This is a genomic window from bacterium (assembly GCA_013360215.1).
Lineage (GTDB): Bacteria > CLD3 > CLD3 > SB21 > SB21 > JABWCP01.
Window position 1 is genome coordinate 1 of record JABWCP010000019.1, and the last position, 24,248, is coordinate 24,248.

24 protein-coding genes are annotated in these 24,248 nt (G+C 43.9%); 2 read left to right on the top strand and 22 right to left on the bottom strand.

Annotation, left to right across the window (positions count from 1 at the left end; translation table 11 throughout):
- The 17 genes from HUU58_11395 to HUU58_11475 form a co-directional block, all read right to left on the bottom strand.
- Nucleotides 1-97: hypothetical protein (locus HUU58_11395; GenBank protein NUN46275.1), on the bottom strand; the 97-nt coding region annotated here is incomplete at its 3' end.
- Nucleotides 98-128: 31 nt separating this feature from the next.
- A complete protein-coding gene (gene fusA / locus HUU58_11400) occupies nt 129-2,210 on the bottom strand; it encodes an elongation factor G (protein NUN46276.1) in 2,082 nt (693 codons plus the stop codon).
- A gap of 44 nt (nt 2,211-2,254) precedes the next feature.
- Complete coding sequence (gene rpsG / locus HUU58_11405) at nt 2,255-2,725, bottom strand: 30S ribosomal protein S7 (protein NUN46277.1); 471 nt, start codon at nt 2,723-2,725, stop codon at nt 2,255-2,257.
- Nucleotides 2,726-2,757: 32 nt separating this feature from the next.
- Complete coding sequence (locus tag HUU58_11410) at nt 2,758-3,147, bottom strand: 30S ribosomal protein S12 (protein NUN46278.1); 390 nt, start codon at nt 3,145-3,147, stop codon at nt 2,758-2,760.
- Between the two features lie 600 nt (nt 3,148-3,747).
- Nucleotides 3,748-5,172, bottom strand: coding sequence for an SDR family oxidoreductase (locus tag HUU58_11415; GenBank protein ID NUN46279.1), 1,425 nt, complete (start codon nt 5,170-5,172; stop codon nt 3,748-3,750).
- A 214-nt stretch (nt 5,173-5,386) separates the two neighbouring features.
- Nucleotides 5,387-5,827 (bottom strand): GNAT family N-acetyltransferase, encoded by a 441-nt coding sequence (locus HUU58_11420; protein ID NUN46280.1) that lies wholly within the window; start codon nt 5,825-5,827, stop codon nt 5,387-5,389.
- A 33-nt stretch (nt 5,828-5,860) separates the two neighbouring features.
- Nucleotides 5,861-6,529: an FMN-binding negative transcriptional regulator gene (locus HUU58_11425; GenBank protein ID NUN46281.1), complete on the bottom strand. Its 669-nt coding sequence runs from the start codon at nt 6,527-6,529 to the stop codon at nt 5,861-5,863.
- Between the two features lie 169 nt (nt 6,530-6,698).
- Nucleotides 6,699-7,283, bottom strand: coding sequence for a Crp/Fnr family transcriptional regulator (locus HUU58_11430; GenBank protein NUN46282.1), 585 nt, complete (start codon nt 7,281-7,283; stop codon nt 6,699-6,701).
- 112 nt (nt 7,284-7,395) lie between these two features.
- Nucleotides 7,396-8,079 (bottom strand): 1-acyl-sn-glycerol-3-phosphate acyltransferase, encoded by a 684-nt coding sequence (locus HUU58_11435; GenBank protein ID NUN46283.1) that lies wholly within the window; start codon nt 8,077-8,079, stop codon nt 7,396-7,398.
- The gene (locus HUU58_11440) at nt 8,080-9,033 is read right to left on the bottom strand and encodes a phosphatidate cytidylyltransferase (GenBank protein ID NUN46284.1); all 954 of its coding nucleotides are present in this window, start codon (nt 9,031-9,033) and stop codon (nt 8,080-8,082) included. It abuts the gene before it with no gap.
- On the bottom strand, nt 9,030-9,632 hold the full coding sequence (locus HUU58_11445; protein NUN46285.1) for a CDP-alcohol phosphatidyltransferase family protein: 603 nt from the start codon (nt 9,630-9,632) through the stop codon (nt 9,030-9,032). The genes HUU58_11440 and HUU58_11445 overlap by 4 nt, the downstream gene beginning before the upstream one ends.
- Nucleotides 9,633-9,876: 244 nt before the next feature.
- A complete protein-coding gene (locus HUU58_11450) occupies nt 9,877-10,050 on the bottom strand; it encodes a hypothetical protein (GenBank protein NUN46286.1) in 174 nt (57 codons plus the stop codon).
- A gap of 10 nt (nt 10,051-10,060) precedes the next feature.
- Nucleotides 10,061-10,393 carry a hypothetical protein gene (locus HUU58_11455; protein NUN46287.1) on the bottom strand — a complete coding sequence of 111 codons (333 nt, stop codon included), beginning with the start codon at nt 10,391-10,393 and terminating at the stop codon, nt 10,061-10,063.
- Between the two features lie 145 nt (nt 10,394-10,538).
- Nucleotides 10,539-10,871: an antibiotic biosynthesis monooxygenase gene (locus HUU58_11460; GenBank protein NUN46288.1), complete on the bottom strand. Its 333-nt coding sequence runs from the start codon at nt 10,869-10,871 to the stop codon at nt 10,539-10,541.
- The gene (locus HUU58_11465; protein NUN46289.1) at nt 10,871-11,170 is read right to left on the bottom strand and encodes a cytochrome c; all 300 of its coding nucleotides are present in this window, start codon (nt 11,168-11,170) and stop codon (nt 10,871-10,873) included. Before HUU58_11465 ends, HUU58_11460 begins: the two co-directional genes overlap by 1 nt.
- 8 nt (nt 11,171-11,178) lie before the next feature.
- Entirely contained in the window at nt 11,179-11,970 is a 792-nt protein-coding gene (locus HUU58_11470) for a hypothetical protein (protein NUN46290.1), read from the bottom strand.
- 565 nt (nt 11,971-12,535) lie between these two features.
- Entirely contained in the window at nt 12,536-14,248 is a 1,713-nt protein-coding gene (locus HUU58_11475; protein NUN46291.1) for a tetratricopeptide repeat protein, read from the bottom strand.
- Between the two features lie 322 nt (nt 14,249-14,570).
- On the opposite strand from HUU58_11475, the gene HUU58_11480 reads away from it, so the two are divergent.
- Both HUU58_11480 and HUU58_11485 read left to right on the top strand, forming a co-directional pair.
- The gene (locus HUU58_11480) at nt 14,571-16,427 is read left to right on the top strand and encodes a SurA N-terminal domain-containing protein (protein ID NUN46292.1); all 1,857 of its coding nucleotides are present in this window, start codon (nt 14,571-14,573) and stop codon (nt 16,425-16,427) included.
- Nucleotides 16,428-16,519: 92 nt separating this feature from the next.
- On the top strand, nt 16,520-16,810 hold the full coding sequence (locus HUU58_11485) for an ATP-dependent Clp protease adaptor ClpS (protein ID NUN46293.1): 291 nt from the start codon (nt 16,520-16,522) through the stop codon (nt 16,808-16,810).
- Between the two features lie 12 nt (nt 16,811-16,822).
- Here HUU58_11485 and HUU58_11490 read toward each other — a convergent pair whose 3' ends face one another.
- From HUU58_11490 to gcvP, 5 genes are all read right to left on the bottom strand, one after another.
- Nucleotides 16,823-17,812: a cation transporter gene (locus HUU58_11490; GenBank protein NUN46294.1), complete on the bottom strand. Its 990-nt coding sequence runs from the start codon at nt 17,810-17,812 to the stop codon at nt 16,823-16,825.
- 193 nt (nt 17,813-18,005) lie between these two features.
- A complete protein-coding gene (locus tag HUU58_11495) occupies nt 18,006-19,484 on the bottom strand; it encodes a glutamate--tRNA ligase (protein ID NUN46295.1) in 1,479 nt (492 codons plus the stop codon).
- Nucleotides 19,481-20,704 (bottom strand): bifunctional phosphopantothenoylcysteine decarboxylase/phosphopantothenate--cysteine ligase CoaBC, encoded by a 1,224-nt coding sequence (gene coaBC, locus HUU58_11500; GenBank protein NUN46296.1) that lies wholly within the window; start codon nt 20,702-20,704, stop codon nt 19,481-19,483. Before coaBC ends, HUU58_11495 begins: the two co-directional genes overlap by 4 nt.
- A gap of 100 nt (nt 20,705-20,804) precedes the next feature.
- On the bottom strand, nt 20,805-21,089 hold the full coding sequence (rpoZ, locus tag HUU58_11505) for a DNA-directed RNA polymerase subunit omega (GenBank protein NUN46297.1): 285 nt from the start codon (nt 21,087-21,089) through the stop codon (nt 20,805-20,807).
- Between the two features lie 291 nt (nt 21,090-21,380).
- Nucleotides 21,381-24,245, bottom strand: coding sequence for an aminomethyl-transferring glycine dehydrogenase (gcvP, locus tag HUU58_11510; protein ID NUN46298.1), 2,865 nt, complete (start codon nt 24,243-24,245; stop codon nt 21,381-21,383).
- Nucleotides 24,246-24,248: the final 3 nt, after the last annotated feature.

Below are 24,248 nucleotides of genomic sequence, written 5' to 3' on the forward strand. Positions count from 1 at the left end.
TGATCGCTGCCGTCAATGTCGTCTTACCGTGATCCACGTGGCCTATCGTGCCCACATTCACGTGCGGCTTTGAACGGTTAAATTTCTCTTTTGCCATGGTTAAGTCTCCTGGTGGATATCTATTTATATTAAGCTTTTACTTTTTCAAGCAACTGCGCTTCGACAGCACGCGGCACCGGATCATAGTGATGGAAGTGCATCGAATAAATCGCACGACCTTGTGTCGCGGAACGCAACGCCGTAGCATAACCGAACATTTCGGCGAGCGGTACGTGCGCGTGCACGACTTGTGCATCTTTACGTTGATTCATACCCATGATCTGACCGCGACGGGAGTTAAGATCACCCATTACGGCGCCGAGATAATCTTCGGGTACAACTACTTCCACAAACATGATCGGCTCAAGGATGATCGGGCCGGCTTTTTTAGCGGCCGCTTGGATGGCCATCGAACCGGCGATTTTAAACGCCATTTCGCTGGAATCCACATCGTGATATGAACCGTCGAACAATTTAACTTTGACGTCTTCGAGCGGGAAGCCGGCAATCACACCGTTCTTCATCGCTTCTTTGATACCTTCTTCGGTAGGCTTGATATATTCTTTAGGAACCACGCCGCCCACAATACCGTTGGTAAATTCAAAACCTTTACCGGCTTCATTCGGTTCGACTTCGATCCAGACGTGACCATACTGACCGCGACCACCGGACTGACGAACAAACTTACCTTCGGCTTCAACTTTTTTAGTGATACCTTCTTTATAAGCTACTTGCGGTTTACCGACGTTCGCTTCCACCTTAAACTCGCGGAACATACGGTCCACGATGATTTCAAGGTGCAATTCGCCCATACCTTTGATGATCGTCTGACCGGTTTCTTCGTTAGTCGAAACACGGAATGTCGGATCTTCTTCGGCAAGCTTGCTAAGCGCTTCAGAAAGTTTTTCCTGATCGGCTTTGGTCTTGGGTTCGATCGCAACTTCGATCACCGGCTCAGGGAATTCCATTTTTTCTAAAAGGATCGGAGAATCTTCCGCGCTGAGCGTATCGCCGGTTTTTGTAAACTTCAAACCGACAGCTGCGCAGATATCGCCTGCGTAACACGCGTCAATATCTTCACGGTGGTTGGCGTGCATCTGAAGCACACGACCGATACGTTCTTTTTTACCGCTGGTAACATTGAGCGCATACGAACCGGCTTTGAGCATACCCGAATAAATACGGATGAATGTCAATTTGCCGACATAAGGATCCGTCATAATTTTAAATGCCAGAGCGCAGAATTTTTCACTGTCATCGATACGGCGTTCAATCACTTGCGTGTGATCATCCGGATTATGACCTTTGAGATTACCGCCTTCAAGCGGATTGGGCAAGTATTCGAGAACGGCATCCAGCAAGCGCTGTACGCCTTTGTTTTTGAAAGATGAGCCGCAAAGTACCGGGGTGATTTTGCATTGCAAAGTACCGGCGTGAATGGCTTTTTGAATTTCTTGTTTTGTAATATCCTGACCATTGAGATATTTTTCCATCAGGACTTCATCGTAATCCGCAATCTGTTCAAGCATGAACTGGCGCGCATTGTCCGCTTTTTCTTTCAAATCAGCGGGAATTTCAATCACATCCCAGCGCATACCTTGGGAAGACTCGTCAAATACGATTGCTTTCATGTCGATCAAATCAATCACACCCGTAAACATATCACCTTCGCCCATCGGGAAGGTGATCGGCACCGGATGCGCACCGAGACGTTCTTTCATCATCTTAACGACGTTGAAGAAGTCGGCACCGATACGATCCATTTTATTGACAAACGCGATACGGGGAACGCCGTATTTATCAGCCTGACGCCATACCGTTTCCGATTGGGGTTCAACACCGCCGACTGCACAGAACAACGCGATCGCACCGTCCAATACACGCAACGAGCGCTCTACTTCCACAGTAAAGTCAACGTGGCCAGGCGTATCTATAATATTAATACGGTGATTTTTCCAGAAGCATGTAGTTGCCGCAGAAGTGATCGTGATACCACGCTCTTTTTCTTGCTCCATCCAGTCCATGGTAGCCGCACCATCGTGCACTTCACCGATACGGTGCAGAACGCCCGTATAATAAAGGATACGCTCTGTCGTCGTGGTCTTACCCGCATCAATGTGAGCCATGATGCCGATATTGCGTGTTTTTTCTAACGAAATTGATCTGGGCATTTTATTTATAAGTTCCTGTTATTCGTATTTTCTATTTCTGACTATTACCAGCGGAAGTGCGCAAACGCTTTGTTTGCTTCGGCCATCTTATGCACATCTTCACGTTTTTTGACGGCAGCGCCTTCGTTATTGGACGCGGCTAAAATTTCATCCGCCAATTTAGAAGCCATGCTTTTGCCGGCACGTTCACGGGAATAGCCGATCAACCAACGCAAAGCCAATGTTTGACGACGTTCGGCACGCACTTCGACGGGCACTTGATAGTTGGCGCCACCGACGCGTCGGGAGCGTACTTCTAAAAGCGGAGCGACGTTTTTGATCGCTTTTTCCAAGATTTCCAAACCGTTTTTACCGGTCTTCTTTTCGACGGTTTCCATCGCATCATACAGGATGGATTCGGCAACACCGCGTTTACCTTGCCACATGATCACATTGATCATCTTCGTGACTAAGACGCTGTTGAATTTGGGATCCGCCGGAATGCGGCGCTTGGGACTTCTTTTTCTTCTCGACATATTTCCTCTATATCAAACTTTTATATCTAAGATTACTTCTTAGCGGCGCCTTCTTTACCTTTTTTGGTGCCGTATTTGGAACGACCTTGTTTACGATCTTGAACACCTTGCGTATCCAAAACACCACGAACGATGTGATAGCGCACACCCGGGAGATCTTTCACACGACCACCACGGATAAGCACAATCGAGTGCTCCTGGAGATTATGGCCTTCGCCGGGAATATAGGCGATCACTTCGATACCATTGGAGAGACGCACCTTGGCTACCTTACGGAGGGCCGAATTAGGCTTCTTGGGGGTTGTCGTATACACGCGCGTACAGACGCCGCGACGCTGGGGGCATTCCTGCAAAGCGGGTGACTTCGTTTTCCAAGTCTTGGATTGTCTGCCTTTGCGAATAAGCTGTTGGATCGTTGGCATTAATGCACTTCCTGCTAAACTGTTATTTAGTAGTTATACTGTAACAAACTCTGTTTTTACTCTTATTTGACAGAAAACCTGGGGGTTTTTTATCATTGCCTGCGCATCCGAACTCCGCTTCCGCGGAAACCTGAGGCAGGTTGAGTATCTAAAAAGGCTTGCAAATATATACGAAAGAGGGTCGCATGTCAAGAGAAAATATGAAAATTTTTAAAATAATTTTCGTTGTGAAATAAAGACTTAGCGTATAGTTAGGTTTCTCTGTTTAAAAATGAATCATGACGTGATGTCGTATACTTGATTTGATCTTTGTAGACACGCCGCCCATGTTGCCGTATCCATATCCCTGTTAAACCTCATTACTTATTAATTTCGACTCGCTGACATCAAAGCAAAAACATAAATTTAAGTCATGACTTTAAATCAATTCGGCGGTTGAAGGTAACTATGGTAGGCGTTTATCATATAATGTAATGAGCCGGCAATTATATATTATATATATTGGGATGGATGATGTTTCATGCGCTTGAGTAAAAATTTTTCTATCTCTACCAAGGCCGTCGATAATGCTCTGAGATTAACAAGAATAAACAAACTTCTTCAATGTTCGGCGATCTTATTGATCATACCTCTAAAAATCAGCCCATGAAACGGAAAAACAGTATACCAATATATGCGCCCCAATACACCTAAAGGTCTGAAGGTTGCTGTTTGGGTAAGAATGTTATTTTTATCAATGCTAAACTCAAGCCAGGCTTCTCCCGGCAATTTCATTTCTGCATATAGTAACAGCCTTCTGTCATCTTTGTCTGACAAAAGAACACGCCAAAAATCAAGAGCATCGCCGGCATATATTTCTGTATCACTTTTTCGCCCTCTCCTCATACCTACACCGCCAAAAAGTTGATCTAAAAAACCACGGATCTCCCAAAGCCAGTTACAATAATACCAACCCGTTTTACCTCCGATAGCCCAGATTTTATTAAGTGCTGCATCGGGTTTTGCTAAAGCAATAGAACGAATATCTTTATAACATCCTTCAACAGGTACCTCAATCAATTTAGTCAACCCCGGGCTTAGAAGACTGGTGGTTTGTGCGTCTTTCCAACTTGAAAGCACCTGATTTTGTTCTATTTTTTCAAAGGCTAATCGTATGGATGTGTCATAATCAATAAGCTTAATCCCAAGCACTTCGGCCAAATTATTAGGCTTGCAGGTCACCTCAATTTTCATACTGTTCACTAAATTTTTTGCTAATGCATAAGATGTAGCCGTAACAAAGTATAACCAATAAGAAGAAACCCGTGGAGTCATTACCGGAACGATCACAATATGTCGTTTTAAGCCGCGTATTTTTGCATAACGCAACAACATATCCTTGTAACTTAAAATATCCGTGCCGCCGATATCATAACTCTTATTATATGTTTCTGATTTGCCTATTACTCCGATTAAAAATTCTATCACATTACGAATAGCAATAGGCTGGCATTTGGTTTTTAACCATCTCGGAGTAATCATAATCGGAAGTTTCTCCACCAAATCACGAATAATTTCAAATGAAGCGCTTCCTGAGCCAACTATGATTCCCGACTTAAGCGTGGTGAGCGCAAAACTTGATCCGGATAAAATCATTTCCACGTTTTTTCGTGAGGTGAGGTGTTTTGATAACTGTTCTGCGTTGCTGATCCCGCTAAGATATATGACTTGTTTAACATTTGCTGAAATCATGCAATGTCTAAAATTCAATGCACAGAGTTGCTCCATTTTTTCAAAATCACCGCTTTGTGTTGACATGGAATGAATGAGATAAAAAGCAACATCTATATTTCTTGGTATTACGTGCAAACTTTCTGCATTTAAAAAATCCGCCTCAACGACTGAGATATTCGGGTTCGAATAATTTTTTTCATTAAATCGATTTTTGTCCCTTACGCAACATATGACTTCATGCCCGTTTGCCAATAAAACGGGCAACAGTCGTTTCGCAATGTATCCGGTTACACCGGTTAACAAAATTTTCATGTTATGAATTTGAAAAAAATTTGAACAAAAATGAATTCATACTCAAAAAGGACTTATTCATCAAAGTTTTTTCCGACGACTAACAAACGCCTGGTATATGAACTTTTAAGAGAAGCTCGGATTCTATTGTTTGAAAGCAACTGCGTTGTATACATATCTAATTTTGTACAACATCACCATATGCCGGTTGGTGTTTTTTTGCAGATGCGCTCTATTACTTTAACGCATATGTGAAATGTATCGCATCCATTTCGTAACTGAAAGCCGTTTTTTTATAAAAATTAACCGCATCGGTATCATCACCTTCGGCTTCGACGTATGCGTTTTCAAATCCGTTCACTTGACAATAACGGCACACCTTCGTGATCAAAGCTTTCCCTAAACCTTTTCTTTGGAACTCCGGCGAAATGCCTACGTCATAGATATACGCTTCCGGTTTCACACTGTAGTATCGGTGCAAAACATAGATCGTCAGGCCGCCTACCACATTGCCACCGCTCAGGACGACAAACACCATAAAATCCGGATTGGAAAGCACCCGCCGTAAATGATCCACTGGAGGAATATCCTCATCATTTTCAAAAACATCTTTGAAGATTTCAATTAATCTTTTGAAGTCCGACACTTCATCGGCAGTGAGTTTTTTTATCTCCATGACCTTATGGTGTTTTCTCGTTTATTAGTAAGATTACGAATCAAATTTCGAGGCATCCCATGCAACGCCGGGAGGGAATAATTCCGATTTTCTTTTGATCATTTCTTGAGCGATAAGCGCACTATTGCCGCCTTGCGCTTCAAGTTTGGAAATGATATTCATATAGCTTTTTTCATCCCGATTTTGGCTCAGCTTAAACACGTTATCTAACGTATCCGCTTTGATCTCAAATCCGGCAATAGCCGGCATCATTTTATTCAAGAAGGATTCGGGCAGATTATCATAAATAGTCTGTGACTGCGTGTTGCCTTTTTCAAATTTCAGCGTAAACTTTCGCATAAACCGGATCAACTCCTCCGACGACATGAACTTCATCTTCCCACTGATATACACGCTCATATAATTCCAGGTCGAACCGATTTGAGGATTACTATACCACGAGGCACTCACGTACGTACTGGGTCCTGTAAAAACAACCAGAGCATTCGGATTTTCGACCAAAGCCTTGTGGTGGTCCGTATTTCGCATGATGTGCCCTTGCAAATACAACTCTCCGTCGCGCTCTTCGAACAAAATCGGAATCTGCGTTCCCACTTGGACCCCGGACAAAAAACTACCTGTCAAAAAGGCAAACGGATTACCTTCCATAAACTCCCGTATTACTTGCCGTTCTTTTTCTTTGAAATACGAAAAGTTATACATACGAATCTCCTTCGGTTATATGTTTAGAATACCTGTTTTGTCCTATCGCATGGGATGCACCTTGAGCGGTATCATAAAAATTTTATGCCCGTATGTCTGAAACGACATAACCCTGTCCGCTCAAAATGACAATATTAAACTACAACCTTTTTGATCTAAAAAAGTTGTCTTAGGACAATTTATGTTTTCGGGTGATTTGCCGTCGTATACGGCTTAGCGAGGTGGGGGTAACACCGATGAAGGAAGCGAGGTATTTTTGCGGGATCGTTCCTAAAAAGTCCGGTTTGCCAAGCAGGTCCAGATATCTTTTTTCGGCCGAATCGGTCTGAAGCGCCGTAAATCGTTTGATCAGGTTAAGAATGACATCTTCCCAAAAGTTACGCATCATCTGTTGCATGTTCGGATGACGCACGTAGAGTTTTTTGAGTTCGGTCTTGGAAAGGTAGAGTACTTCACTCTCTTCGATGGCTTGCAGGTAATAATCGGACGGATTTTCACTGATAAAACTGTATATCTCGATCGCGGAGGATTGCGCAAAAGAAAACCAGACGGATACGTCTACGTCGTCTTTTCGATAAAATAAACGCAAACAGCCTTTTTGAACAAACACGATATTTCTGCACACTTCACCTTGCCGCAGCATATAACTATTCTTTCGAAGCCTCTGGCTTTTGAACTTTCCGGCAATGTTTTCCAATTCCGCTTCCGAGAAGTCCGCATACCGGCTGAGAAATTTTTTTAGATCGGTGGTCATGTGAAGATTAGAGTTCTTTGTTTGTTTAAGCAGAAGATTAGCTTAGGATGTCAATAACGTCAATCTGATATAGAAATTATGGGATGTGGCTAGGCTAGGAATCGAATGCTGCTCATGATCTAGAATTAACTGATTCATAACCATTTTTGATAATTGGCGTTTGATTGTTTGAGTTTTTTAAAGTTTCAAAGTCATTTTGAATTTGCCTTAATATATCCCGTATGTTAGCAGTCTGAATTTTCGTCGGTTTTCCGAATGTCAATGACGAACTAAACGGTACGATGAGATTATCACCTTTAGGCATTGCTTTTCCCAAACCCGTCATGAATACAGGCACGTATGTTATGTCGGGTCGTTGTGAAAGAACAAATCCGATACCCGGCTTTAAGGGCTGTTCCTTTTCCGGTTCACCTCTTGTCCCCTCGGGGAAAATTATCAATGAATACCCCCTTTCTAAGGTTCTTATCATCTTAATGATTGGGTCATTATCCGGATTCTCTAAGTCTCGTTTCCTTTGTATGAGAAGTGAATTGATAAAAAAGTTACTCAATTTTTCTTGGAATTTCGTTTTACCGAAATGATCCTGAGCCGCCACCGGTTTAATTTTGTGAATTATTTTTCTTGGAACCGAGGCCAATATACTCATGGTATCCAAATGGCTGTTATGATTAGCAACGATGATAAATTGCTCTTCGCTAAGCAAAAACTTTGAATCATCAAGTTTTACGCCAACGATTAATTTCAAAAACCAACGAATCAAAAAGCTGTAAATAAGCTGGAGTACGATTTTTTGCATTTAGTATGCGATATAATAAACGAGATGAAAAAATGTTGGAGCCGTATAGGCTAATGAGTCAATACGATCTAATACGCCGCCATGACCAGGAATTGCCGAACCCGTATCCTTTACACCCACGTCGCGCTTAATTGACGACATTACGATGTCTCCAATGAAACCTGAAAGCGCAATCATAAAACTAACTAACAAAACCTGATAGTTGTTTAATGGAGTCAAAAATGCGAGTAAATATCCTATACTTGTCGTACAAATGAGCCCGCCAACTAAACCTTCCCACGTTTTATTAGGACTGACTTTGGGAATGATTTTGTATTTGCCTAACAGCTTACCCCACGTAAACTGCATAACATCATTTATTTCGGTCAGAAAAACCAGAAACAATAATAACCCTCTGCCGCCAGAGTTAAAACCTTCTATTTCTGGAAGTGAAAGCAAATAAGCCATGTGACTAAGTCCGAATACTGTAAGCATCAGTATCCATTGAAGCACCGACATCGATTTGGTAATTCCGGCGGTATCACCTTTAAGAACGAGACGAAGCGGGAGCAAAAGAAACATGACTACAGGAATGAAAATAATGAATGCTCCATACCAACCGATATACGCTAAGTAGTATTGAATCGGAATAGACACGAATGCCCAAAAAATCGCCCTTCGGTCAGACTGACGAAATCCAACCAAAGAGTATAGTTCCCTAAATGCCACAAATGACAAGAAAGCAATTGCTACGTATGAAATGTTAGTGTTAAAAATGGTAGCTCCAATGAATACAGAGGCCATGATCCACCACGATTTCGTCCTGGTTTTCAACTCTTGTAGGTTGGCATTTGGATTTATTTTTCCGATTAAAAAAAACAAAAGTGAAGCAAAAGTTAAAATGCCAAAAATAAGCGCAACAACGATGAGTAATTCGTTGTTGTCTATGAATTGTAAGTGAAATACTTCTTTCATGTTGCTTTCAGCGCTTTGTTAATTCTGATGGCTGTACTTATTACAAGCAATATAATGATTACTGAAAAAAACCAATTCGAATACAGTTTAAAGTCTATGCTTAGAAATGAAAATACGCCGTATATTCCCATTACAAAGGCCCTGTCACTTTTACCCATAGGGCCATCATATCTCCGCTCCCCAGACAACGCTTTTCCAATAAGTCCTGCAAATTCATTAATGATACTAAGGCTCATAAATAGGACAACTAAATAAATGATCTGTTTTTCAAAAACCAATAATGGAAAATAAATAAACACATCTGAAATCACGTCGCCAAGCTCGTTTAATACTTCCCCTTCTTTTGTTTGCTGGTTATAAGTTCTAGCCATCATGCCGTCAAGGGCATTAAGAGCCATCCTAACCAAAAGCCCAAAAGGTAATGCAAGAAACAAAAACCGATAAGCATCAGCAAACCAAAAAGCAATTCCAATCAGCAACGAAAGGAAAATGGATGACCAAGTTATTTGGTTGGCTGTTACTCCGATTTTGTGAAGACCGACCAGAATCGGTGATAGGAGTTTCTGAAAACCGGGTTTTATTTTATATATTGAGATCATTTTTTCTCTTTATGGTCAAAAATTTTTACATATATATATATTTATATGTATTTTTAACTGTAGTAAAAACTTATCACTTCATAAGATCATGATCGGCGTGAGAGAATATACCGTTGTGACAGAAAACGTACATAATCTGTTTCAGGATGTCAACCGGAGGTTTGATGTTTTTTCGACGCGCTGTGTGAGTGAGATATAAGATAGAAATTAAATACGGTGTGTTTTGACTAGAGACCATCAGTAATTAAGATTCATACGATACTTCGCACACGAAACGGTTTCTTTTGAGATTTTGAAGGTATTCGAATACTTCTTTGCGACGCAGATCGGCATGGCGCTCCCGCAGCTTGGCCAGTACGGGACATTCGCGGCAAGCCTTCCCTTTTTTCTTATAGTTTTTGCAGCAATCGGGTTTCATCGTTGATCCCTCAGTTATAATACGTCGTGCGTTGGCTTGTCAAACTCAGTACCGTATCCGCTTTTTCCAATAAATCCGTCAGTTTAGAAAGCTCCGAACTCGTGAGCGCCAAATGCCATGCCCTGGAAGAAGTTTCGATGAAAATATTTTTCTCGCGCGGATTGGGTTCCGATTTCAGAGCCCTCCGCTCACGAATAATACGTTCTCTGAAATCGGAAAATTCCCGCCGTGTAAAATTAGCCAGCGCCGTACCAAAACCGACCTGTATGCGTTCGCACGTTTCGCAGACGGAGACGTAGCCCAACTCGTTTTGTTGGACGATGCGGTGATGACAATCAGCCATTCGGTAAATCCGTCATTTTAGTGATACTAGTTGCACACCCATACCGTGACCATGGGCACAATGAGCCACAATACGCCTTTGATTAAAAAAAACAAAAAACCGATGATACCGAGTTTTTTGGCCCACGGCCAGCGATTCGTAAAATTCATCGCGCGATCACCGCGTAGGTTTTAAATTTGGACTCCATAGGTGCGGCTTCTCCGCGCGCTTTGGCAGCACGTACATCGGCAAATCCGCGCTTGTGGCCTTCGATGAATTCCGGCGATTGGGTCCAGGTATCAAACGCTTCCTTGCTATCCCAATGACTCACAATCAGATACGGCTCGCCCGGTTGATCGGGTTTGAGAACCTGCATATCTACAAATCCCGGCATGCGGTCAATGGCATGCGCGCGTGAACTGAAAAGTTCTTCAAACCGTTCGCGATAAGTATCGTTGCAGGTGATATAATTGATCGCCACAAAACGATGCGTACTCATTATTTTTTCTCCGGTTTTTTATAGCTGGTAAGATATTTTAAAATCCGTTCTTTTTGATGATCGGAAATTTTAGCACGCGTCTGCATTTGATCCAGATGCGCTTCCCATGCTTCATCGGAAAAATCCGATGGTACAAAAAGGCTGTGGCAACTGCCGCAATGCTGCACATACATCGCGCGCCCTTCGTTCAAAACCGTAAGTTCGGCGGGATCACTCGTTGTAGCGGCGCTCGGTACATAGAGCGCCGGTGCACAACTAGGCATAAGCAGCAGCGAAAGACAAAAAAAGTATTTTTTCATGGCTGTGCTCAGAATATGTAAGAAAAGATCAGACGCGTTTCGAGGCGCTCATGTTCATCCAATACCAAACCGTTTTTGGTGGCACCTTTTAGCGCTTTAATCTGCGGCAGGATAGTCAGATTGACCCAAAAATTTTCCATCGTGTAGCTCAGTGTAGGACCCATAAATAGCGCGGAATGTTCCCACTTGCCTTCGACCACTTCATTGTGATTGCGGGCTTCAATACCCAAGTACAATCCGTTGCGAACGCGGTAACTATAGCCGAGATCCAATTCGTAAACCGTTTCTTTTTCGTTTTCGATCTCACCGTGTTCTGCTTCTTTTTCAAATTCCAGTTCACCGACAAGGTTGAGTGCCAGAATGGAATTCCCGATACGCTTATCAAAGATCAACTTGCCTTCGATTTCGATCTCATTGCGTCCGATACCGTATTCGCCATACAATGCAAATCCTACCGGATCGGCCACGGCGTCAAATACTTTGTATTTCCATTCATTAGAAAAACTCAGTTCGGTTGCATTTTCTATTGTCGAGTCATTGGTCTGAGCCGCCGATGTTTTTGCGTTGATATAAAACGCCGTTTGAAGATTTTTAGCGAAGCCGAGTTCATATTCGATGCGATTTTCAAATGCTCTGTAAAATTTTTCGCGGCCCCATTTGAAGGTGACCCAAGGTTCGACTTCACGTTGGCCGACATTGAGCACATTACTTTGGTACGTGTAGTTAAAAATACGATCCTGAGCAGTTAATGCATTAAATCCACACCATGTCAAAATCAGGCCCCAAAAAAACGTTTTCATAAAACAATCCTCGGTTATTATTTAATTGGTTACAATTGAAATTGAGATTCAGTCTCAATATTGGAAATAAAGAAAACAAAATTTATTTTCATATTATCTAATAATTGAGAACAGTTCTCAATGATAATTGTCATGTTTTTATGTAATTATAATGATTATTTATTTTATTTAATTGAAATTGAGACTTAGTATCAATTGATGGTTAATATATATTCATTATTGATTATTTTGTCAAGAATTATTTTTCAATAACTGATACTTACGAAGTTACTGAGAACCTCATCGTCTATAGTTCTTCCAAAATCTATGGTTTTGGTATATACTCGTATAATCCCTTATTCACAAAAGGGCTCGTATTAAACAAAATTGCGTTATCTTACTTTTAAATAAAAAGCATAATAGCCACTGTATTAAGTTGCAAACTCGCGCTACATCAGAAGAAGAAATAGACTTTCAAATAAACGCCGACCTTAAAACATTAAGAAAAAATTTGGAAGTAAATACGTCAGGGAGGATAATCAAAAGAAGGAGAAAAATTTATTCGAAATGGAATAACGATCTTACACTATTCCGCTTCTTTGGCACGTTTAACAAATTCGGGATAAAGTGTGTTAAGGCATTCGGGGCAGACACTGTGGGTAAACTCCGCATCGGTATGTTTCTGAAGATACGTTTCGATTTGGCTCCAAAATCCGTGGTCGTCGCGCACTTTTTTACAGTTGGCACAAATAGGAAACATGCCGCGTAACTCTTTGACATTGTGCAGCGCTTCTTCGAGGTCACTGTTTATTTTCGTCAATTCGGCATTTTTGGCATTCAGCAATTCTTCCGATTGACGTTTGACGCGATAGCGTTGCCACAGTAACACCAAAACCACGATTAGCGCCAAAAACCCGCCGATCAGCGAATGGCGTACAATTTTACTCTGACTGATTTCAAGCGATTTGATCGTACTATCACGCTGTAGAAGTGCGATCTGCTGATCCTTACGCTTGGAATCGTAGAGCAACTGAAGCTCGGCTGTTTTACGGTTTGCTTCTACACTCTGTAAAGAATCTTTGATCGCGATGTAACCCTTGTACCAAGTCAATGCCTGCGGCAAATACCCCATCGCTTCATAGATTTCCGAAAACACAAGGCGTACATCACGAATACGATTGCGATTACCCGATGCAAGGTAAATCTGATGCCCCATTCCTGCGTATTGCAAGGCCATATCGTACATTCTGAGTTTTTTATAATTTTGAGCCAAGCTGACATACGCATTACCTTCGGCGGTTAGATCTTTCACAAACTTTGCCATTTCGAGTGATTGGCGCAGGTATGTCGCCGCCTCCGCATAATTTCCTTTTCGATTGTGTACGTCGCCAAGGCTTACCAATGTCCACGCCACGCCGGATTTATTATCCAGCTGCTTATACAGCCCGTATGCTTTCCGATATAAATGTAAAGCGCTATCCAAGCGTTCCTGCTTTTCATAAACAGAACCGATATTTAGAAAACAAAGTGCCGTACCGGATTGGGAACCTATCTTTTCCTGTATTTCCAACGACTTCTGATAATACTCTAACGCTTCAACATATTTGGATTGCTCCAAAAAAACATTACCGAGATTGATATACGATGTGCCTAGGCTTTTTTGGTCGCCGGCTTCTTGGGCAATTTTGAGCGATTTGAAATAATATTCCAAAGCCTCCTCATGATCGCCCATTTCTACATACACGTTGCCGATATTGTTGTATGCGACAGACTGACTTTGTAAATCTGCTCTTCCCTGATACACACCCAACATGTTTTCGTAATAACCCAACGCTTCACGGTATTTACCGCCGATCATGGCAATGCCGGCAAGACTATTGTAAGCACGCGACAAACCGACCGTATCATTATTATTCATCGCCATTTTCAATGCATCGCCATAGAGACGCTTGGCGTCATCTACCCGGCCTCGCTGCTCAAAAACGTAACCGAGATAATTGACGGCCTTGACTTCACCAAATTTGTATTTAAAAACACGGCTGAGTTCTTCGGATTTGCGGATATAATATTCGGCCGAGTCGAGATCCACTTCCAGATATTGGAATGCCAGATCGTGCATCAGATTGACTTTACCGGAATCATACGCCACTCCCTGAATGGCGGTTTTTAAAACTTCAATGCCCTCTTGCTGAGTCCATCCGTCGTTATAAACCATACCGGCACAAAAAACCGATGACAAAATAACCCAACGGCGGATGTGTCGAAACCAATGATTACGGAAAGAAAACAAGTAGCGCATGTTTAATGAATGTATGTTGAGAAAACCGAAAGATATGCCTTGAACGCTTTAAAATACCGTTATGAGACCTCAGAATCAACAGCTTATTGGGCGATTGTACAATACAAGTAGTTCTACGTACTTATTTCCTAACCCTAAAATGGCGAGATATTTTCATATTTCTCCATGTTTTTTGCCGGTTTTTCATCCGCTTTATAAAACAACTCTAAATAGGAAAAAGAATTGCATTTATTGAGGTTTTGGCCTATCTTGCCCAGCTTTAATATGAAGCCGTAAATAATTATCAAATTGACTATAAAGTTATTGCAGGAGAAATGCTCGTATGATGACGTGGATTCGTGAAAAAACGCACTGGTTACTCTATGCGTTGATCGTGTTTTTTATCGCCCTGATCGTGATCGAATGGGGCGCCAACTACACTGACATCGCCAATAAATCCCGCGGCACGATCGGCAAAATCAACGGTGAGGATATTCGCTACGCCGACTTTGCTACCGTGTATAACAACCAGATGAATAATGCCCGCGCCCAAAAAGACGGCGAAGCGTTGACCGATGCGGAGATGGAGCAACTCAGCGACCAGATTTGGAACCAAATCGTCGAAGAAAAATTGCTGCGCGAATACATGAAAGAAAATCATGTTGCGGTCGGCGATACGGAAGTGGTATTTGAATTGCGCAACAATCCTCCGGAGTTTATCAAAAACACACCTGCGTTTTTGACCGACGGTAACTTTGATATGAATAAATACCAGCAAGCGCTCAATAATCCTCAGTACGCCAAAGAATGGGCGCAGGTCGAACAAATGCTGCGTATGCAAATGCCGTACAATAAGCTTCAGGCTATGATTGCTACCTCACCTCGTATCAGCGAAAGCGAATTGCGTCAAGAGTATGCCCGCCGCAATATCAAGCTGAACGGTCAGATTGTATTTTTTAGCCCCGCAGATATTCCCGCATCCAGCGTACAAGTGACCGATGCGGAAGCGCAGTCGTATTACGACAACCACAAAGATGATTACAAACAGGAAGAAAAAGCACGCCTTGCTTTTGTTTCGTTCAGCACGGAAGCTACCAAAGAAGATTCCGCTGAAGTCATCGAACGTGTCAATGAAGTAAAAAAACAAGTTCTCGAAGGTAAAGATTTTGCCGAATTAGCCAAACTCAATTCGGTGGATCGTGCGGCCAATCAACAAGGCGGTTCGCTCGGTTGGTTTACCAAAGGAGCGATGGTTCGTGAATTTGAAGAAGCCTGTTTCAACGCCAAAAAAGGTGATGTGATCGGCCCTGTAATTACGTCTTTCGGTTATCACATTATTAAAATTGACTCCACGCGTTTTGTCAAAGATAAAAAAACACGTGCGAAAAAAGCCGGCGAAGCCGAAGACCGTGATAGTGTCTTGGCGCGCCATATTCTTATTCGCATGGAAGCCAGCCAGACGACGATCGAGACAGCCCGTGAGAATGCCAACGCATTTTATGAAACAGCCAAAGATAACGGATTTGACAAAGCGCTCGAAAAATACGCATCACGCTTTAACCTAACGCCCGACACGACGCTGGACATCGTCAATAATGAAAACGGTATCGTTGCCGGTTTTGCCGAACGCATGAAAAACGTGACACGTTTTGCCTTTACCGAAAAAGTCGGTGCGGTCCATCGCCCGCATCAAACCGGACGCGGCGTTACAATTTTTGCAATCGTTTCGCGCACCGATAAAGGTATTCAACCTTTTGAAGCCGTCAAAGAACGCGTTCGCAATACGGTGATGGAAGAAAAACGCATGACGATGGCCTATCAAAAAGCTCAGGAGTTACGTTCCAAAATCAACTCGCTGGCTGACTTAAAGGCACTTGATTCTACATTGACTGTACGCGATCTGACTAATTTTACGATGAATAACTCCATCATCGGTGTCGGCCGTGACGCTAAAATCAACGGTGTGTTATTTAGTACCGCCGTCGGTGCACTGAGTGAAGCTATCAAAGGCAATCGCGGTGCCTACATTGCATTTGTCGCTACTCGTGATGATATCAACGAATCCCAATTCCGCGATGCCCGGAATGATCTACGTCGCCAATTGCAAAGCACAAAACAACAACGTGCTTATCGCGACTGGGTCGAAAGCATGAAAAAGCAAGCGTCCATCAAAGACTTCCGACCGGAATTTAATTTGTAAGCGCTTATTCAAAAATCGTTCTTCAGGAAATCCGGATGATGAATCCGGATTTCTTATTGGATGATGATTAGTTTTTTAATAGATTCCTCATTATGAAACCCATTACGGCAATCGCCACCCAAACGGAACATGAAGTTTCCGAATCAACCACGTTAGATCATCCTTTACGTGTCATCCTTTTCAATGACGACATCCATACCTTTGATGAAGTGATCGCTCAGGTGATCAAAGCCATCGGGTGTACCGCTCAAAAAGCCGAAGCTATCGCATGGGAAGTGCATACCCGAGGAAAAGCCGTCGTTTATGAAGGTGATTTAGGGGAATGTTTGCGGGTCAGCAGCGTACTTGAGGAAATCGGCTTACACACTCAGATCGAACCCTGATCGGTTCTCTCCTTATTCGTTTTTTCCATTTCGCATTCTTGTACTTGTGATATGCGCTTCGTTGTGGCCTTCGATAGGTTCCAGATGCGATGTGATTTCTGTTTCTATCGGAAATGTATCGGCGATAACTTTTTCGATAGCCGTAGCCTGGGCATGTGCCTGCACGATCGTCAAGCTTTCATGAAACAAAAGATGAAACTCAATGATGATCCGATTTCCTGAACTGCGGTGCTTTAAATCATGAAAACGAATTCCGTACTTTTGTGTTTCCGCTTGCAGGATAGATTCTAATTTGGTTTGCGTCTCCGGATCGGCTTCATCCATCAATCCGCCAAACGCCTGACGTATCAATTTGCCTCCCGACCATAAAATATTGAGCGCTACTAAAATAGCCACGATCGGATCAAACGATAACCATCCCGTCACCATTGTTAACACTAATCCGAAAATCACCCCGAAACTGGTCCAACTGTCGGTCAGAACGTGTTTGCCATTGGCTATCAAAATCAGCGAGTGATTCTTCTTACCTTTATGAACGAGATACCAACCCAAGGCCGCGTTGACGGCTGTGGCTATCACTACGAACATCGTGCCCGACTCAATATTATTGATTTCCAATCCGCGAATCCATTTCATCACCGATTCGTAAATAATATACAGCGCCGCCATCACGATCATTGCACCTTCCAATCCGGCCGAAAAAAAACTGATACGATCGTGCCCGTAGGGATGATTTTTATCGGGGGGTTGCGTACTCAACCAGAGGCTATACGCGGCAAAGGATACCGCCAGAACGTGAACTACCGACTCTGCCGCATCCGAAAGAATCGCAGCGGAACCGGTAATAAAGTAAGCGTATATCTTCATCGCAAACATTCCAAATCCGATAAACAATGACCAACGCATGGCGATTTTATTGTCATGCACGGTAAGTGCGGCAGTTTTGGTGTCCGTTTGCGAAGAAACGTGAATCGGATTTTCGGGTGCTATAGATTTTTCCATAATTTTTTTTAAATTGAAAACCGCATCAATGTACGTATCTGAAAAGCTAAACAATAACATTTTTTTGCTTAGCATGAGACAAGGTCTCATGCGTGTGCATAAAATCAAATAACCCGACCTATGGGCCGGGTTATTGAATTACAAAATCTTCAACACAAAATGCGGTTTTACATTATCGAATCATAACCGTTTCTTATTTCGCAGATTGCGCTTCACCGACGATGCGATCATATACATCAATAGCGCGACGCATACGGCGTATGACGGCTTCCTTACCGATCACTTCAAGAAGTTCAAATAATCCCGGTCCAAGAGTCATTCCGGAAATCGCAATGCGTACCGGATGAATAAGTTCACTGGCCTTGATTTTGAGTTCTTCGGAATAACCGCGAAATACGGCTTCGATGTCCGCATGAATGAATGACGGCGTATTTTCTAAGCGGCCGGCCAATTCCGTCAAATAGGTTTGAGCCTGTGGTGTCCAGCGTTTGCGTACTCCTTCCGGATCATAGGTATCGGGATCGCGGAAAAAATAACTCGAAAACGTCAACACTTCGGATATAAAATTGACGCGTTCTTTCATCAAGCTTATCGCACGCAAAACATATTGTTTGGGATAATCGGAATAACCCGCTTTTTCCAAATCCGGTTTAAGGATCGCATAGATTTCATCATCCGAAAGTTTTCGAATATACATCGTGTTGATCCAATTCAACTTTTGAATATCAAACACGGCACCGGCTTTGTGAATACGTTCGATCGAAAATTCTTTGATCAGTTCGTCCATCGAAAAAATTTCGCGATCATCACCGGGATTCCAACCCAGCAAAGCAATAAAATTGACCAGCGCATCGCGCAGATAACCTTTGGGCGGATACGCGCGCGCCTCGGTATCACCTTGGCGTTTGCTCATTTTGCTGCGATCGGAGTTGAGAAGGAGCGGAAGATGAGCAAACTCCGGCGCTTTCCAGCCAAAATACTGATATAGCAGAACGTGCTTCGGCGTGCTGGAAACCCATTCTTCTCCGCGAATCACATGGGTGATTTCCATAAGATGATCGTCCACGACATTGGCAAGATGGTACGTCGGATACCCATCGGATTTCATCAATACCTGATCGTCCACGTTGTCGGAAGTAAACTCCACATCGCCGCGAATATGATCTTTAAAACGAATTACCGTATTATCCGGCACACGCATACGAATAGTGTGCGGCTCTCCGGCCGCGATTTTTTTCTCAACTTCCTCTGCGGATAGACGCAAACACGTGCGATCATATTTGGGAGGGAGTTTGGATTTTTCCTGAAATTTACGCATTTGATCAAGACGTTCCGCCGTACAAAAGCAGCGATAGGCCTTACCTTCCGTGAGCAATTGCTCCGCATACTGTTTATATAAATGAAGGCGTTCGGATTGATAATAGGGGCCAAATGACCCGCCGATGCCTGGTCCTTCGTCAACTTGTATGCCGGCCCACGCCAGCATATTCATAAAATCATCCACAGCGCCTTCGACCAGGCGCGTACGATCCGTATCTTCGACACGTAAGATAAATTTTCCGCCATGATGACGTGCAAATAAATAATTATACAAGGCTGTGCGAAGACCGCCGATGTGAAGGAAACCCGTAGGGCTTGGGGCATAACGAACACGAACTGACATACTTTTTATATCTCCTTTGCAACTTTTTCGAGAATCTTCCGGGCGACTTGCGCTTTGCTCATTTTGGGCCAGCGCAGAATACTATTTTTATCTATGATTGTTACGATATTGGTGTCGGTATTAAAACCTGCACCTTGTTCTTTGGGGTTATTGGCTACAATAAAATCCAGGTTTTTTGCATGCAATTTGCGCTGCGCATTTTCTATTTCCTGATCGGTTTCAAGAGCAAATCCCACGACATATCGGCGGCCTTTTTGTTTGCCGATATTCGCCAAAATATCCGGCGTGCGTGTCAATTCTAAAGTAATATTTTTCGCGTCGGTTTTTTTAATTTTTTGTTTTTCCTGTCGTACCGGTTTAAAATCGGCGACCGCAGCGGTCATAATCAACGCATCATGTTTGGTAAACTGCCCACGCACGGCTTTATCCATAGCATCGGCTGTCGTAACTTGCATCACCGACACACCCGGCGGCACCGGAAGTGCGGTAGGACCCGAAATCAACGTCACTTCAGCGCCCATCAACGCCGCTTCACGAGCGATGGCGTAACCCATTTTACCCGAGGAATGATTGGTCAAAATACGCACCGGATCAAGCGGCTCTTGGGTCGGTCCGGCGGTGATCAAAACGCGCTTGTTCTTCAGTTCATTTGTGCCCAGCAAAATTTTATCCGCTTCCCAGATCAACGATTCAAACTCGGCAAGGCGCCCTACACCTTCATAACCTTCAGCTAAAAAGCCGTTACCCGGATCAATAATATGATAACCGTGGTCACGCAATTTTTTGATGTTTTGTTGAACAATGGAATTGGTGTACATGCGATCATTCATCGCAACAGCCAACGCTACGGGTTTGGAACAAGCCATGACGATAGTCGTCAGTGCATCATCGGCAATACCTGAAGCGATTTTACCGATCACATTACCGCCGGCCGGTGCGATCAGCATGATATCCGGCCACTGGGCGATATTGACATGATGCGTACCCCACATTTCAGGATAATGCGCATCGTGTCCCGGAAACGTATCGGTTGTAACGCGGTTATTGGAAAGCGTTTCGATCGTCAGCGGCGTAATAAATTCCGTAGCATTTTTGGTCATGACCACGCGCACTTCCGCACCCGATTTGACAAAATAACGGATCAGCTCGGCGATCTTATATGCCGCGATACCACCGGTAATACCGATCAGTATTTTCTTTCCGGAATATTTTTCAGAATCGTTTGCCATCATGCCAGAGGTTTGCTGTATCATCCATAAACGGCAAATTCCAAATAACCGGCGTTATACCGGCATTTGGAATTTGCATCGAAACTTTTGTAAAACGCGGTTATTCTTCTTCGCGATTGAGATATTCGTGCTTGATTTTACCAGCGAGCAATTCATCCAACGCCGTTGCGACAGGTTTGGGAAGTTTTTCCAAATCTAAAATATCATCGCGGTTAATTTTTACTTCTTCACCATCCATAGCTTCATCGCCTTCTGTCAACGTGCGCACATGTATCATTTGTTCGTCATTGATCTGACGTGCACGACGCGCCGCAACGATCACGGCTTCGTAGACATTTTCGATCGATGCATCAATTTTATCAAAGGGAAACGCTTTGACCGGCATCGTGAACTCCTTATTGAAATTATTACACTTATATTGCCAAATGGGACGCCAATATAGACGTTTTGTCCTATTCGCGCAATAGAAAAATATATATTCATCATTATTTCTAATAATAACGAATACCCGATCTCTGATTTCTAATTTTTATAGACGGTTTATATACAATTTTTAGTGCTTGTGAAGTATTAACCAATAATCTTATAGCTTTGTCTTCAGGTGATGGCAAGCTTCGATAAAAAAAGCTCCGAAATTAGTTTTCGGAGCTTTCGAATATCTGTTATTTAAATCGTGTCATGCATACGATTCTACCGGCGGGCAACTGCAAATCAGATTGCGGTCGCCGTACGCATCATTGACGCGGCCGACGGAAGGCCATATTTTATTGGTACGCAACGTCGGCAATGGGAACGCTGCTGTTTCTCTTGTATAAGCGTGCGTCCATGTATCGGAAACCACCGTTTCAGCCGTATGCGGTGCATGTTTGAGCACGTTATCTTCTTTGTGCGCTTGACCATTTTCGATTTCTCGAATTTCATTGCGTATGGATATCATCGCTTCACAAAAACGATCCAGCTCGGATTTGGGTTCGGACTCTGTCGGTTCCACCATCAGCGTACCGGCCACCGGAAACGAAACAGTCGGCGCATGAAATCCGTAATCCATCAGACGTTTGGCCATATCAATTACTTCGATATTGGCGGTTGTTTTAAACCCGCGTGTATCCATGATCATCTCATGCGCTACAAAACCGTTTTTCCCGACGTAGAGCACATCGTAGTGATCTTTGAGACGTGCACGAATATAGTTGGCGTTGAGAATGGCATATTGGGTCGCATCGGTCAATCCCGCCGCGCCCATCAGACGGATGTACACGTATGATATGAGGAGAATGCTGGCACTGCCCCATGGCGCTGCCGAAACCGCCGTCATCGCTTTATTACCACCTGTTTTGACTACCGCATGACCCGGTAAAAATGGAACAAGATGTTTGGCAACACAGATCGGACCCATGCCGGGGCCACCGCCGCCGTGCGGAATACAAAATGTTTTATGTAAATTGAGGTGGCACACATCCGCGCCGATCATTGCCGGACTGGTAAGGCCGACTTGTGCATTCATATTTGCACCATCCATATAAACCTGGCCGCCATTGGCATGAATGATCTCGCATATTTCATGAATGGCTTCTTCAAATACACCGTGCGTCGAAGGATAAGTCACCATCAGAGCCGCGAGTTCATTTTTGTATTGCTCGGCTTTAGCGCGCAAATCTTTCACATCTATATTTCCCATATCATCGCATTTTACGACGACGACTTGCATTCCGGCCATCACGGCGCTCGCAGGGTTCGTGCCGTGCGCCGAGGACGGGATCAATGCGACATGACGATGCGACTGGCCGATGCTTTTCAGATATTCACGGATCACAAGTAAACCGGTATACTCGCCCTGCGCACCCGCGTTGGGTTGCAGCGAAGTACCGGCAAATCCGGTGATCGCATTAAGATACGACTCCAGTTCGCTAAAAAGCTGTTGATAGCCGGCCGTTTGATCCGACGGAGCAAACGGATGCAGGCCGCCAAACTCGGCCCAGGTTACCGGTTCCATCTCGGTGGTCGCATTCAGTTTCATAGTACACGAACCGAGAGGGATCATCGAATTGGCCAACGACACATCTTTCAATTCCAAATATTTGATGTATCGCAGCATTTCGGTTTCACTGTGATACGTATTGAATACCGGATGTGTAAGGTAAGCGCTTTGACGAACAAATGGTTTACCCCACGACGGCGTTTGTAAATCCGAATGTTTTACAGTGACCGAAGCGGATTTCGCTTTAGCAAAAATTTGTGTCAGAATTTCTATATCTTTTGCACCGGTCGTCTCATCCACGGCGATCGTGATTGTTTGCGATCCGTGGTAACACAGATTGATTTGTGCTGCCAGTGCCGCGCTTCGAATCGCATCATACGTTTTGGCATCGCCGGTATCAATTTTGATCGTATCAAAATACACCGCGTTCAACTGACGGTAACCGGCGGACACGAGCGCACCGGCAAGTGTTACGGCACGATTGTGAACGCGTAAGCCGATTTCCCTCATCCCTTTGGGACCGTGGTAAACTGCGTACATACCGGCCATATTGGCCAACAATACTTGCGCTGTACAAATATTACTCGTCGCCTTTTCACGGCGAATATGCTGTTCTCGTGTCTGCAACGACATACGTAATGCACGTTTGTTATTCGCATCAATGGTCACCCCGATAATACGACCCGGCATCTTACGTTTAAATTCATCTTTCGTCGCAAAAAAAGCCGCATGCGGTCCGCCGTAACCCATAGGAACACCCAGACGCTGCGTGGATCCGACAACGACATCCGCACCCCATTCACCGGGCGGTGTTAACAGCGTGAGGGCCAATATGTCCGCCGCTACGGCGACGTAAATACCTTGTTCGTGGCATTGCTGTGTAAATGCGGCGTAATCATAGATCGCGCCATCCGCTGCGGGATATTGGATCAACGCGCCGAAATATTCTTTCGAAGGTTTAAACGTCGTATGATCGCCGACCACGATTTCGATGCCCAAAGGATTGGCGCGTGTTTTCATCACATCTATCGTTTGCGCAAAACACGACGAGGCAACAAAAAATTTATTGCCGGTACCTTCATTGGCGGACGCATGGAACATGTGCATGGACTCCGCCGCAGCCGTACCCTCATCCAGGAGCGAAGCGTTGGCAATTTCCATTTTGGTGAGGTCCATGACCATGGTTTGATAATTCAGCAACGCTTCCAGGCGGCCTTGCGCGATTTCAGCCTGATACGGCGTGTACTGTGTGTACCAACTCGGGTTTTCCAGTATGTTCCGCAGAATTACGCCGGGCGTGATCGTATCATAATAGCCTTGCCCGATGTACGACTTGTAAATTTTATTTTTTGCCGCTAAAGCACGCAGTTCAGCGAGCATCTCATATTCACCGATGGCCGGGGGCAAATTCATCGGCGAAGTCAGTCGAATGGAAGGGGGAACGGTTTTTTCGATCAGTTCATCCAAGGAGCCCACACCGATGGCCTGGAGCATGGACTTCAAATCCTCTGCGCGTGGTCCGATATGACGCTTTTGGAAGCTGTCGTTATGCAACGTATTCATATT